Here is a 12790-nt window from a genome sequence, read left to right as displayed (position 1 = left end):
GGCAGTGGAACCGACGCCTACCCGCAGCGCATGCGGGACCTTGTCACACCCCCATGCCAGAATCATGACTACGAGACCGGCAACGACGCTGGACCGTTGACCAACCAGCCCTCATGAAAGATCGAGGCTAGCAGGAAAGCGCGCTGGGGGGGGGCGAGTAGCGCCATGTCAAGGGTTTGCAGCGTGCTCGCTGTGAGATCTGCCCATGGATTCCCGAGTCGGGTACGGGCTTTCCCGGTTTGTCTGCCGGTGGACAGACGGTGCCCCTCAGTGTCATTGACATTGCGGGGTTCCTGGGTAAGCATTGGTCAACGGACTCGTGGATGCTGCTGCGTCTAAGTGTTGCAGCCCCAGTCCGCACTAATGCAAGGAGGCATCGTGGCAGAGGTGGGGCAGGATTTCAGGGCGTCGCAGACTCGGTACGCTCTTCTGTGTGCCGCCGGGTGGGTAGCAACTTTGATGCTCATGTTCGCGGTCGGTACCTGGTCACCCGAAGGAACTTGGACTATGGCCGGCCTTCTATGTGTGCTGGCAGTAGCGGCGGTCTTCTTCATGATCCGAGCACGCCGCTACTTCTTCGTCGCAGTAGGGGTCGCCGTCATCCTGCTGACACCCGTTGGCATTGTTGGTCTGTCCTATTGGTTGGGGTCACGCACCTAATCCTAATTTGAGCGCTGTGAGTCTGGCCCTGGATCTAAGAGATTCTAGACGCCAGATTCCCAGATGGATTGCGTGGAAGGCTATGTTAGGTGGATGCTTGGGATTCTTGGTTGAGGGGACGGCGTCGCGGCAGAATCCGATTTTGCACTACCCGACGCATGTGCAGTCATGCCAAAAATGCTGCCATCTCTTGTGGTGTGGTAAATCATGGCCGTCCAACGACTGAATATAGCGTAGAATCTCAGTGGTCGCCTCTCGTATATGTCTTAGTTCAGGGCCCGGTATTGTAAGTGACTCTTATGCGCCAAAGCAGATCCAAATGGCGGTCTTGTCGTCATGGATCTTGCTCCTGGGTCGCTTGGCCCCGTCGCGGTCGTTGGCCTCCTCCTCGTGCTGGGCTACCAAGAATTCCATGAGGTTCATTCGTGCGTCGGAGGGGTCGCGGAGGATCTCTCGGCGAGTGTAGTCATGGATGCCGTCTGTGCAGAGCAGTAGGCCTTGGACGGAGCCGAGCGGGAGTGAGCGGGTGTGTGCGTGGTGAGCCGCGTTGGGGTCGGCGCCTGCGATCCAGTAACCGAGAGGCTCATGGACGTTCCTGCGCGCCTGTTGGGCGGCCTGCAGGTCTTTGAGTATCGCCTGGTGGGTCGCGTCAAAGCCGTGGCCCTCTTTCAGGCGGTGCTTGTACTTGGTGCGAATGTCGTTTCCTGCGGCCTCGATGCGGAGGTCGGCAAGCTCGTCACTATCGCCGTTGATGCCGCGATATTGAATAAAGGAATCACCTAGGACGTACAGATCCACGTTGTGGCGCCATCGAGCCAGGGCGATGGTGCTGGTGGGGCACGGGCCTTGGGTGGCGGCGTCGTGGTCTGCGGCGGCGTCTTGGATGGAGTGGGCGACGATGCTGGCGGTATCGGTGGTGTGGTCTGCGGCTGCGAGGTGTTGTGCCAGGGCGTTCTTGAGTCGTTCGGCGTACCAGCCGCCGTCGTGGATGGGCGGGGTTTCGCTAAAGCTGGTGGCCCCGTCGAGGACGAAGGCCCAGCCGTCGCCGTAGGCGTAGCGGTCCTGGTTGTTGTCGCCGCCGGCGAGGGTGGCGGCTTCGATGTGGACTAGTGGGTCTTGGGTCCCCATAGTGCCTCCGAGTGAGTGACTTCTGCGCCATCGTAGGTAGATCCGACGATCATGGAGAAGGGCTCGTCGCCCACTTGGTCGTAGATGGCTCGTGCGTTCTTCGCTAGGTAGTCGACCGCGCCGACCGAGCCGAGAGCGTGCACACCGGCAATCACGAACATGCGCCCTCCCTGGTAGGGCAGTCGGGCGATGTAGGCGATATCGGCGTCCGGCTTGGCCCGGTCCAGTGGTGATACGAATTCGCCTCCGTCTCGGCCGCGCAGCGTCCAGACGCCTTGGGCATCTGGGGCGAAGTCGAGGAAGGGATCGGCTGCAATGGCGTCGGCTGTGACGTGGGATGACTTCGGGCCGCAGATGGCCACTGCATCTTCTGGGGGAGTCCATGCGCCAGTGGTGGGAATCAGGTACCGGCTGGTGCGGAAGCTGAGTGATTCCAGATAGGTCTGTAGGTGGTCGGCTGCTGCGGTGTCGTGGGCGGAGATGACCCCTTCGGGGCGTTCGCTGAGAGTTCGTTGGGGGATGGCTATGGTGAGCGGTCCCACGCCGAACAGTCCGCGCTCGGTGGGTGGGGCTGAGGATCGGATCTGGGAGACGCGGCCCTTGGTGAGGCCCAGTTCCTTGGCCAGCTCGGTGAAGGTGATGCCGCGCTGGGCCACAGCTGCGTTCATGGCCTCCTTGCGGATGCGCGACAGTTCTGTGGATCGCTGTTGGTAGACGCCGATCAGCTCGCCAGCGGCGCGCGCTTGCGCTAGTGGGTCAGTTATCTGACGCACTGCCTCGAACTCCGGGTCGCTCTGCATGGGGTCCAGTTTAGATCCTCTTGACATGACTCACACATGCGATACCTTTCTGTTTACACCCTACGAACTTCGCATCGGCTCTCGAGGCACTAGGAGTTCACACCCACTAAACAGGAGGTTGTCATGGCTGTTCAGCGCAAGTTGCAGGTGACCCACCAGAGCGTCTTCCCGGCGCCGGTCTATCTGGTGGGGGAGGTGGCGGCGGTGATGGACTTCCAGGCACCGCAGCGTGCTGATGGGTCTCGTCCGCAGCAGCTCGACAAGGACACGGGCCTGCCGCTGTGGCAGGTGCCTGTGCTGGACTCGGACCCTGAGGCGGGGAACCGTGACAAGACGGTGGTCGTCAAGATCATTGCTCAGCACCAGCCTGTGCCGCCGGCGAACAAGTCGGGCTTCCCGTTCACCCCGGTCATGTTCGAGGGTCTGACGCTGACCCCGTGGATTGATGACAACGGTGCCCGGCCCAAGCTGGCCTGGTCGATCAAGGCCACCGGGTTCGCCAACACCGAGACTCCGGCCCGTGACCAGGGCAAGGCGGCCTGATCATGTCGGTGGTCGTGGAGTCGAGTGCCGCTCGTGGCACGGTGCTGGCCCAGGCTGCCCGCACCGTCGCGGCGGGTGTGCGGGCCATGTGGACCGTGCTGGCTCGCTTCTTGGGGGCTGTGTGGGTGACGCGGCGCTGGGGCCGGGCGTGCATCGCCGGGATGCTGCTCGGCGTTGCTGTGTCCTGGCCGAACCACATGGGGTTGATCGAGGCCGCCGCTGTGGCCGTCTACCTGCTGCCGGTGGTGGTTGGGATGGTGTGGTCGCTGGTCGATCCATTCGGCTTCGAGAAGCGCATCGCCGGGCCGTGGCGCCGTCGCCAGTGGCGTCGCTGGGCCCGCAAGAACTGGGACCATCTGGCCCGCGAGTGTGGCCTGTCGGTGCAGCGCACCCGCACCGTGAAGGTGTCACGCAAGGTCCGGGTCGGGGATCACACCGAATACGTCCGTGAACCCAAGGAGGTGTCCCATTGGGTCGCCCCCTATCTGTCCCGGGTGGAAACGCATGGGGACAAGCTCACCCTGCGGATCCGCGCCCGCGTCGGCCAGACCCTGGACGAGGTCGAGGCCGCTGCTCCGAAGTTGCAGGTCGCTGCCGCTGCGCAGTCGTCCCGGTGCGTGCAGGTGTCGTCGTGTGAGGTGCTGGTCGAACTGATGATGGGCAACGCGCTGGCCACGGGCCGCGAAGCCACCCTCCTCACCCGGCAGGAGATCGTGGCGGTGGGTCGGGTGCCTGCGGGTCGTGCCCAGGACGGCAGCATTTGGTGGCTTCCCGTCGCGGGCCGCCACACGCTGGTTGCGGGCTGCTCCGGCTCCGGCAAGGGCTCGGTCCTCTGGTCCGTGGTCGGGAACCTCGCCCCCGCCGTCCCGACCGGTGAGGTGCAGGTGTGGGGCATCGATTTGAAGCGCGGCATCGAACTCGCCATGGGCAAGCAGCTGTTCAGCTGCATGGCCACCACCCCGACCCAGGCCGCCGAGGTGCTCAAGAAGCTGCTCGCGGTGATCGACGAGCGTGGCCCTCGCATGGCCGGACAGGTGCGTGAGCACACTCCGCGTCCGAGTGATCCTCTGCACGTGCTGGTGATCGACGAGCTGGCCGTGCTCACCTCGTATGGCCCGCCGGAGGTGGTGAAGGAAGCGAACCGTCTGTTGGCCGAGATCCTGACCCAGGGCCGCGCGCTGGGCGTGGTGGTGCTGGCGTGTGTGCAGGACCCGCGCAAGGAAGTCGTCGGCATGCGCGGCCTGTTCACCCAGACCATCGCTCTGCGCCAGATGGGCGCCACCGAAACCCGCCTCGTCCTGGGCGACGGCACCGCCCAGACGTGCCCGGCCCATCGCATCCCGGTCTCCCAGCAGGGTACCGGCTGGGTCCAGGACGAGACCGGCGCCTTTGACCAGGTCCGCGCCGACTACTGGCCCGACGCACTCATTCGCTCCACTGCGAGGCGCTACCCGTCCCCGGTCACCGTGGCCTTGCCCACCCCGCAGCAGGTCAAGGAGGACACCCTGCTGCCCGCCAGCGGACATCCCGGAGGCGCTGCCCAGGAGCCGGCCACTGGTCAGGCGGGGGAGCGGAAGCCGCGCAAGCCCCGGGCCCCGCGCAAGCCCCGCACCACCACCCACCACGCTGAGGAGGATCTGGCGGCATGAGCAGCCCTGTGGGGGTCGTCTTCGAGGGATTCGGGGACCACGCGCCCCTTGATCTCGAGGCCGGCCCCCACGCGGCCGCTGACATCCTCGCCCGCATCCACAACGGCACGTGGGACGCCTTCGCCGACACCGCCGCCCACGTCGGCTACTGCGCCCACCCCGTGCGCCTGCACGGCTCCACCACCCGCATCGACGCCCACACCGGCGAGGTGCTCTCGCGCTTCAGCTCTACCGATCAGCCCCTCGGCGCGCTGTTCCAGCGCTGCGGCAACCGCCGCGCGTCGGTTTGTCCTGCCTGCAGCCGGGTCTATGCCCGCGACACCTTCGAGGTAGTCCGCTGCGGCGTCACCGGCGGCAAAACCGTCCCCGAGTCTGTGGCGGACAATCCGCTGCTCTTCCTCACCCTGACCGCCCCGTCCTTCGGCCCCGTCCACGGTCACCGGAATGGCAAGCCCTGCCGCCTCCGCCGCGCCAACGACCGCGCCCTGTGTGAGCACGGCCGCCCCACTTGGTGCATGGCCAAGCACGGCGACCACGACGAGTGCCTTGGCCAGCCCCTGTGCTCCGACTGCTACCGCTACGACCACCACCTGGTGTGGCAGTGGTGGGCCCCCGAACTGTGGCGACGCTTCACCATCAGCCTCGGCCGCGCCCTCGCCAATGAACTCGGCATCAAGCCCGGCAAGCTCCGCGACCACTGCTCCATCCAGTACGCCAAAGTGGCCGAAGTCCAGGCCCGCGGCGCGATCCACTACCACGCCCTGATCCGCCTCGACGGCCCCGCCCTCCTCGGCATCGGCGCCCCCGCCCCCGACACGATCACCACCAGCCGCCTCGCCGACCTGGTCGAGCACGCCGCCACCTCGTTGCGCTACACCGCCCCGCCGCCCGTCGAGGGACAGGCGCCGGTGGTGCTGGCCTTCGGCCCCCAGGTCGACGTCAAGCAGGTCCGCGACCACCACCGCCCCGACGACCCCGACGCTGCCTTGAAGCCCGCGCAGGTCGCGGCCTACCTCGCCAAGTACGCCACCAAGGACGCCAGCGACGCCACCACCAACCGGAACAACCCCCACTTTCAGCGCCTCAACGCCCTGTGCCGGACATGGGCCACCGAAGCAGCCCTCCGCCAGACCCGCCGCGACACCGGCCAGCCGTGCACCATCCCGCTATGGCGAGGCGGCATCGACCCCTACGCCAAGATCGGCAAACGCACCCGAGACCTCGGCTACCGCGGCCACTTCGCCACCAAGAGCCGCCGCTACAGCCTCACCCTCGGCGCCCTGCGACGGGCCCGCGCACGCTTCCAGACCCTCCTGGCCCAGTCCGGTGGCCAGCCGGTCAACCTGTCCTTCGTCGACCTGCTCGCCCTCGACGCCCACGACACCGACGACCAGGTCATCACCGTGAAGGACTGGCGCTACGAATCCACCGGATGGGACACCTCCACAGACCAAGCCCTCGCCACCGCCGCCGCAGTCCGTGCTCGCGAGTACGCCCAATGGAAGGCCGCAACCACCCACCCCCACTACTCAAAGGAGAGTTGACCGTGACCACCACCGCAACTTTGGAGCGCCTGCTGACCCTCGAAGAGGCGGGCGAATACCTGGGCACCGGGCCTCGCTTCCCGCGTCGCCTGGTGACCGAGCGGCGTATCCGCTTCGTTCGGGTCGGCAAGTTCATCCGCATTCCCGAGACCGCCCTGCATGAGTTCGTTGATGCTGGAACGGTTGCCCCGATCCTGCGCAAGCGGGCTGCCTGATGGCCGGAAAGCGCGTCCACGGCTCTTTCCGCAAGCTTCCGTCCGGCCGGTGGCAGGTCCGCTACACCGGCCCGGACGGGCTTCGGCACCGCTTGTCCACGACCTACGAGACGCGGCGTGCGGCAGAGAGCGCTTGGGCCACGGTGGCTTCCGACATTGGGCTTGGACAGTGGGTGAGCCCCATCACCTCGGCCGTCACCGTGCAGGACTACGCCGAGCGATGGATCGACGAGCGAGCCGGTCTGTCAGCTCGGACTCGTGACCTGTACTCGTCGCTCCTGCGTCTGCACATTGCCCCCACCCTGGGTGACCATGAGCTGCGTGCCGTCACGCCCGCTGCTGTTCGTCAGTGGCGCCAGCGGCTGCTGACCAAGGGCGTTGGGGAGAGCACCGTGGCGAAGGCCTACCGCCTGCTCCGTGCGATCCTGGCAACGGCCGTCGACGACGACCTGCTCTCACGCAATCCGTGCCGCATTCGTGGGGCCTCGGTCGAGAATCCCGCTGAACGTCCGGTGCTCACCCTGGCCCAGGTGATGGACCTCGCCGATGCCATCGAGCCGCGATATCGCCTGCTGGTGCTGCTGGCCGTGTTCGGCTCGCTGCGCTGGGGTGAGCTGATGGGGCTGCAGCGGCGCGACTTCGACCTGAATGCCATGACGGTCAACGTTGCCCGTTCCGTGGCAGAGATCGACGGTGATCTGGTGGTGAAGGCGCCCAAGACGGTGGCCGGGGTCCGGCGTGTGAGCCTGCCCGCTGGCCTGCGTGACGAGATCCGCGACCACCTCGACGTCTATGCCGAGGATGGGGCGACCGGGCGTGTGTTCGTCGGCCCTCGTGGGCAGACGCTGCGGCGGTCGAACTGGACCAAGATCTGGCGTCCCGCGAAGGCAGCGGCGGGAATCCCGGACGAGGTTCACCTGCACGACTTGCGGCATACCGGCAACCACCTGGCGGCCGCCTCTGGGGCTTCGACCAAGGAACTGATGACCCGCATGGGTCACGCCAGCATGCGTGCCGCACTGATCTACCAGCACGCCACGGTGGACCGCGACAAGGCCATTGCGGAGTCCCTGGACCGCCTGATGAAGCGCGGTGCCGCGAAGTGATTGGGCACGACATGGCTGCTGCTATGTGCTCTGAAATGCTCGAAGGGCCTCGCCAACTGTGTGTTGGCAAGGCCCTTCGTTGTGGAGCGGGCGACGGGAATCGAACCCGCGTGTCCAGCTTGGGAAGCTGGCGCTCTACCATTGAGCTACGCCCGCGCGCCTCGTCGTTCTCGTTGAGGCATAGGACATGCTAGCGCACCCGCGGGGTAGGGCAAGCACGGCACCCCGTGTGGCCCGGGGATCAGCCGTTGGCGCGCTCGCGCACCGCGTCGGCCACCCGGTCGAAGACCTCCCGGTCCAGGGCGGCGCCCGTGCGGCGCACGCTGCCGGGTGCCACCCGGACGATCCGGTCCACCCGAGCCTCGCTGGGGCGGCCCTGAGGATCCCACGCCCCGGTGCCGACGTCGGTCCAGTGCCGCCCCTGGCTGGTCTCCTGGGCGGCGTCGCGGTCATGGTCCTTGCTGGTCAGCGGTAGGGCGATCAGCCAGTCACCGTCGCGGCCCAGCAGCAGCACCGGGCGGTCCTTGCCCTGGGCGTGGTCCTCCTCATAGGGCACCCAGGCCCAGACCACCTCGCCCGGGTCCGGGGTTTCGCCAGCCCGCGGTGAGTAGCTGATCTGGGGGCTACCGGTGAAGTCGCCCGGGTAGTCCGTGGAAACGCTGGGTCGGCTGGGCTGTCGGTTCTGGCGGCCCTGCCGTTGGCCCTGGTCCAGCGAGCGCACCCCCTCGCGCAGCAGGCCACGGGCGACGTCGGTGAGCAGGGACTTCCAGGAGAATGCCATGGTTCCTTCCAGGTGTGGACAGGTCAGAGGTAGCGGGCCAGCGGCCCGTAGACGACGGGTTCATCGGGCGCCAGTGGCACCGGATCACCGCCGCGGAAGGACTGCCAGTGCCCGAAGTAGCGGGAGACCGGCGGCGTCCAGAGCAGCGCCGCACCGATCAGGGACAGCGCCGGAGCTGCCCAGGCGAACGGATTGAGCAGGTAGCCCAGGCCGCTCACCAGCACCGCGACGATCGCGGCGATCCGGGACCAGCGATGCCCATTCCAGGAGTTCAGCGCGGCCACCGCCGGGGCCGCGGTCATCACGGCGCCGATCGCACACACCAACGTCACCGCCACCACCGACCGCCAGCCGCCGGGGCGGGGCTGCCACAGCTCCACCAGCTTCGACGACTGCGGGAAGGTGGCGATGTGGATCGCCGTCCACCAGGACCAGACGAGCGCCGCCGCCGAAACCACCGCGGCGGCATAGAGGAAGACATTGGCCAGCACCATCACCTTGGCCCGGCGCGGCTGACCGGTGTTGCGGCTGATCGGCAGCCCCGGCGTGATCTCGCCGAGCGGCGGCAGGGTGGCGATCTCCCGATCCGCCACCGCAACGGGGGCCCCGAGACCATCGGCCTGCTGATCGCTCACGACGCCTCCCTCGGTTCTGCCGCCTGCTGGTGCCGTGCCAGCCTACCCGAGCTTCAGCAGTGGGGGCCGGTCCAGCCGATCGTCCAGATAGCGCTGCACAGATGGCCCCACCCAGTCAGCCAGCTGCGCCGGGCTCGCGTTCACGATCGCCGGCAACTGCAGGACGTAGCGGGTCATCGCCAGCCCCATCAGCTGGCTGGCCATCAGCTCGCTGCGTCGCGGATCCACCGCGCCGTCGGGGCCGTGGGCGGGCAGCTTGCTGAGCACCTCGGAGACCAGGAATTCCCGGAAGGGACGCACTCCCTCGTCGGGAGTCATCGCCGTCTGGATGATTCCCTTGGCGGCGCTCTTCTGCGCCGGGTTGTCCCAGAGTTCCACGAAGACCTTCACGATGGTGCGGCCCACCTCGTCGTGCGGCGCCTGGGCGATCAGGGCCAACCTGGACGACGGATTGGACTCGGCCGTCATCAGGCTGGCGGCGAAGACCGCCGGTTTGCCGTCGAAGTAGTGGTGCACCAGCGCAGGGTCGACGTCTGCATCCCGGGCGATGGAGCGCAGGGAGACGGCGTCGTAGCCGCGGGTCGCGAAGAGCCGTCGGGCGCTGGCCAGGATGGTGGCGCGGGTGTCGGCCCCGGCCGGGCGTCGGCCGCGGCGACGGCGGCTGGCGCTGCTTGGGCTGGTGGCGCTGCCCGGGCTGGTGGCGCTCGTCGGCGACTCCGGGGCTGGGACGGCGGTCTCGGGGAGGACGGGGGCGGATGGGCTTTCGGGGATGCTGCTCATGTTGCTCTTGCTCTGTTGTCGGGCGATCGGAAAGGTATCTGGGTGGAGTCGAACGGGTCAGGAAGGCGCGAGCCGGCGGCGGCCCGCCAGGACCAGCGCCCGGACCTCTTCGAAGATATCGGGGAGTTGGTCAACCGACCACCACCGCACGTCATGGGATTCGTCGCTGACCAGTGGCTCGGCCTGCCGGGCGACCGCCAGGAAGCGAATGTCGAAGTGTCGGGTGGGGCCGGCCGCACCGCGGCAGGTGATCGGATGCACGTCCAGGTGGAGCGGTTCCGGGTCGATCCGCAGATCGGCCAGCCCCGTCTCCTCGCGGGCCTCGCGCAATGCCGCGTCGGCAGGGTTCGTGTCGGAGGCCTCCAGGTGGCCGCCGGGCTGGAGCCAGGCGTTCACGATCTTGTGGTGCACCAGGCAGGTGTGGGTGCCGTCGGCGGTCAGGACCAGGGCCGAAGCGGTCAGATGCCCGGGCAGGCAGCTGCGGGAGCAGACATCTTCTCGGGCGGCGATCAGCCCGAGGAAGGCCTCCCGCAGCGCACGCTGGTCGGGGGTGGGCGGTTGCCACGCACGCAAGCTCGCCTCGGCGGCGTCACGCACATCTGGATGCATGAGGAAAAGGTACCCCAAAGGGTGAGGTGTTCGGGCGCTTGGCACCCATCGATAGGGTTGGGCCGTGACTTCCCACGCCCGCTGGCGGACCGTCGTCTTCGATCTGGACGGAACGCTGTGCAACACCATCGCCCTGATCCTCGCATCCTTCCAGCACGCCCACCGGGAGGTGCTCGGCGAGGAGCTCGACGAAGAGGTGGCGCGCGGCTGGATCGGTCGTACCCTGCCGGACATCTACGCGCCCTACGGGGAACGGGCCGAGGCGCTGCGCTCCAGCTACCTGGGCTTCAACCTGGCCAACCTGGAGCGGCTGCAGACCAGCTTCGACGGCGTGCAGCAGTTGTTGCGGGATCTGCGCGCGGCGGGCGTCGTGCTGGGGGTCGCCACCAGCAAGCAGCGCGGCTCCGCGGATCGCAGCCTGGCGGCCTCGGGGCTGGCCGGGCTGGTGCCGGTGGTGGCCGCGATGGGTGAGACCGAGCACCACAAGCCGCATGCCGAACCGATCCGGCACGCCCTGGCCCAGCTGGGGGCGGATCCGGAAACGGCGGTCTACATCGGCGATGCGGTGGTCGACGTCCAGGCCGCGCAGGCCGCGGGTATCAGCCAGATCGCCGTCACCTGGGGTGCGGGTGACCGGACCGAGCTGATGCTGAGCAGCCCCACCGCCGTCGTGGACAGCGTCGATGAGCTGGCCCGCTGGCTGCTGCCCGAGAGCTGAACACACGAAACGTCCCGCACCGGAAGCCCGGTGCGGGACGTTTGCGTTGTCAGGCCTGGATCAGGGCTTCATGGTGCCTTCGGCCAGGAACTTGGAGTGCCAGCTGAGCGACTTGGTCAGGTCGTGCGGGGTGTGCTGACCATTGGCCACCTTCTGGGCGTGCTCGAAGTAGTCCAGCAGCGCATCCTTGTAGTCCGGGTGCGCGCAGTTCTCGATGATCACCTTGGCCCGCTGACGCGGGGCCAGGCCGCGCAGGTCGGCCAGACCCTGCTCGGTGATGACGACCGACACATCGTGCTCGGTGTGGTCGACGTGGTTGACCATCGGGACGATCGCCGAGATGGCGCCACCCTTGGCCGTCGACGGGGAGACGAAGACGCTGAAGGCGCCATTGCGGGTGAAGTCGCCCGAGCCACCGATGCCGTTCTGCATCTTGGAGCCCATCACGTGGGTGGAGTTCACGTTGCCGTAGATGTCGGCCTCGATCATGCCGTTGCAGGCGATGACACCCATGCGGCGGATCGCCTCGGGGTGGTTGGAGACGTCCTGCGGGCGCAGGATGATCTTCTTGGCGTATTCAGCGGCGTTGTCGTTCATCTTCTCCGCGTACTCCGGGGAGAGCGAGAAGGCGGTGGCCGAGGCTACGGTCAGCTTGCCCGAATCGAGCAGGTCGACCATGCCGTCCTGGATCACCTCGGTGTAGCTGGTGAGGTTCTCGAAGTGGCCGTCCTTCAGGCCGGCGAGCACGGCATTGGCGATGTTGCCCACGCCGGACTGCAGCGGGTTCAGGCTCTTGCCCAGACGGCCGGCCTTGACCTCGACGTCGAAGAAGTCCAGCAGGTACTGGGCGATCTGCTTCGAGTCGTCGTCGAGCGGCTTGAAGGGGGAGTTGCGGTCGGGATCGTTGGTCTCGATCACCGCGACGACCTTCTCCGGGTCGATCGTGTAGACCTTGTCACCAATCCGGTCGCCGGGGCTCATGATGGGCAGCGGGGGACGATTCGGCGGCAGGGTGGCGATGTCGTAGTAGATGTCGTGCATGCCGAAGAGCTCTTCGGACTGCCACTCGTTGACCTCGATGATGATCTTCTTGGCCAGCGTCAGGTATGTGCGGTTCATGCCCACCGACGACGACGGGACGACGGTGCCGTCCTCGTTGATCCGGGTGGCCTCGATGACGGCGTAGTCCAGATCGCCGAAGAAGCCGTAGGCCATCTGGTTGGCCAGGTGGCTCAGGTGGATGTCCGAGTAGAAGGTGGTGCCGTCGTTGATCTTGGCGCGGGAGATCGGATCCGACTGGTAGGGGGTGCGGAAGTTCATTCCGCCGGTCTCGGCCAGGGCGCCGTCGAGTTCGGGCGCGGTGGAGGCGCCGGTGAAGACGTCAATCTTGAAGTCCTCACCCTTGTCCTTGGCTTCCTTGATCCGGGCGGCCAGGGCGACGGGGAATTCCTTGGGGTAGCCGGAGCCGGTGAAGCCGGAGAAGCCGATCTTGGCACCCGGGGTGACCAGTGCGGCCGCCTCTGCGGGGGACATCACCTTGCTCTGGAACTTCGCATTGTGAATGCGACCTGCCATCTTTCCTCCTTGAAGACGTGTACCCCGTCATGTGCGGATTGCTCCGC

Annotated in this window: 13 protein-coding genes and 1 tRNA gene; 6 read left to right on the top strand and 8 right to left on the bottom strand. The window is 67.1% G+C overall.

The genetic code is table 11. The features are described 5' to 3' along the window. Positions 1-957: 957 nt before the first annotated feature. Positions 958-1788, bottom strand: coding sequence for a hypothetical protein (locus AAEX57_RS11320; RefSeq protein WP_342092080.1), 831 nt, complete (start codon positions 1786-1788; stop codon positions 958-960). Then, positions 1767-2588 (bottom strand): hypothetical protein, encoded by an 822-nt coding sequence (locus AAEX57_RS11315; protein WP_342092081.1) that lies wholly within the window; start codon positions 2586-2588, stop codon positions 1767-1769. Before AAEX57_RS11315 ends, AAEX57_RS11320 begins: the two co-directional genes overlap by 22 nt. 123 nt (positions 2589-2711) lie before the next feature. Here AAEX57_RS11315 and AAEX57_RS11310 point away from each other — a divergent pair, with 123 nt between their 5' ends. From AAEX57_RS11310 to AAEX57_RS11290, 5 genes are read left to right on the top strand one after another with little or no spacing between them, the layout of a single operon-like run. Then, the gene (locus AAEX57_RS11310; RefSeq protein ID WP_342092082.1) at positions 2712-3131 is read left to right on the top strand and encodes a plasmid replication, integration and excision activator; all 420 of its coding nucleotides are present in this window, start codon (positions 2712-2714) and stop codon (positions 3129-3131) included. Positions 3132-3133: 2 nt separating this feature from the next. Beyond that, complete coding sequence (locus AAEX57_RS11305; RefSeq protein WP_342092083.1) at positions 3134-4780, top strand: FtsK/SpoIIIE domain-containing protein; 1647 nt, start codon at positions 3134-3136, stop codon at positions 4778-4780. Beyond that, on the top strand, positions 4777-6324 hold the full coding sequence (locus tag AAEX57_RS11300) for a replication initiator (protein WP_342092084.1): 1548 nt from the start codon (positions 4777-4779) through the stop codon (positions 6322-6324). Before AAEX57_RS11305 ends, AAEX57_RS11300 begins: the two co-directional genes overlap by 4 nt. A 2-nt stretch (positions 6325-6326) precedes the next feature. Next, positions 6327-6539 (top strand): excisionase family DNA-binding protein, encoded by a 213-nt coding sequence (locus AAEX57_RS11295; RefSeq protein WP_342092085.1) that lies wholly within the window; start codon positions 6327-6329, stop codon positions 6537-6539. Then, a complete protein-coding gene (locus AAEX57_RS11290) occupies positions 6539-7645 on the top strand; it encodes a tyrosine-type recombinase/integrase (protein WP_342092086.1) in 1107 nt (368 codons plus the stop codon). Before AAEX57_RS11295 ends, AAEX57_RS11290 begins: the two co-directional genes overlap by 1 nt. 82 nt (positions 7646-7727) lie before the next feature. Here the strand turns inward: AAEX57_RS11290 and AAEX57_RS11285 are convergent. From AAEX57_RS11285 to AAEX57_RS11265, 5 genes are all read right to left on the bottom strand, one after another. Continuing rightward, positions 7728-7801 (bottom strand) — tRNA-Gly (locus AAEX57_RS11285). An 85-nt stretch (positions 7802-7886) separates the two neighbouring features. Then, a complete protein-coding gene (locus AAEX57_RS11280) occupies positions 7887-8426 on the bottom strand; it encodes a type II toxin-antitoxin system PemK/MazF family toxin (protein ID WP_342092087.1) in 540 nt (179 codons plus the stop codon). Positions 8427-8449: 23 nt separating this feature from the next. After that, complete coding sequence (locus tag AAEX57_RS11275) at positions 8450-9061, bottom strand: hypothetical protein (protein ID WP_342092088.1); 612 nt, start codon at positions 9059-9061, stop codon at positions 8450-8452. A gap of 42 nt (positions 9062-9103) precedes the next feature. Beyond that, positions 9104-9841 carry a TetR/AcrR family transcriptional regulator gene (locus AAEX57_RS11270; protein ID WP_342092089.1) on the bottom strand — a complete coding sequence of 246 codons (738 nt, stop codon included), beginning with the start codon at positions 9839-9841 and terminating at the stop codon, positions 9104-9106. Between the two features lie 57 nt (positions 9842-9898). Then, entirely contained in the window at positions 9899-10450 is a 552-nt protein-coding gene (locus AAEX57_RS11265) for an NUDIX hydrolase (protein ID WP_342092090.1), read from the bottom strand. Between the two features lie 64 nt (positions 10451-10514). Between AAEX57_RS11265 and AAEX57_RS11260 the strand changes: the two genes are divergently transcribed. Beyond that, positions 10515-11168 carry an HAD family hydrolase gene (locus tag AAEX57_RS11260; RefSeq protein WP_342092091.1) on the top strand — a complete coding sequence of 218 codons (654 nt, stop codon included), beginning with the start codon at positions 10515-10517 and terminating at the stop codon, positions 11166-11168. 60 nt (positions 11169-11228) lie between these two features. Here the strand turns inward: AAEX57_RS11260 and AAEX57_RS11255 are convergent, their stop codons facing one another. Beyond that, positions 11229-12743 carry an acetyl-CoA hydrolase/transferase family protein gene (locus tag AAEX57_RS11255; RefSeq protein WP_342092092.1) on the bottom strand — a complete coding sequence of 505 codons (1515 nt, stop codon included), beginning with the start codon at positions 12741-12743 and terminating at the stop codon, positions 11229-11231. Positions 12744-12790: the final 47 nt, after the last annotated feature.

Origin of the sequence: Luteococcus sp. H91 (genome assembly GCF_038433135.1) — a bacterium.
Lineage (GTDB): Bacteria > Actinomycetota > Actinomycetes > Propionibacteriales > Propionibacteriaceae > Luteococcus.
Note: the sequence above shows the minus strand (reverse complement) of the source record. Positions and strands in the feature narration are given on the sequence as shown.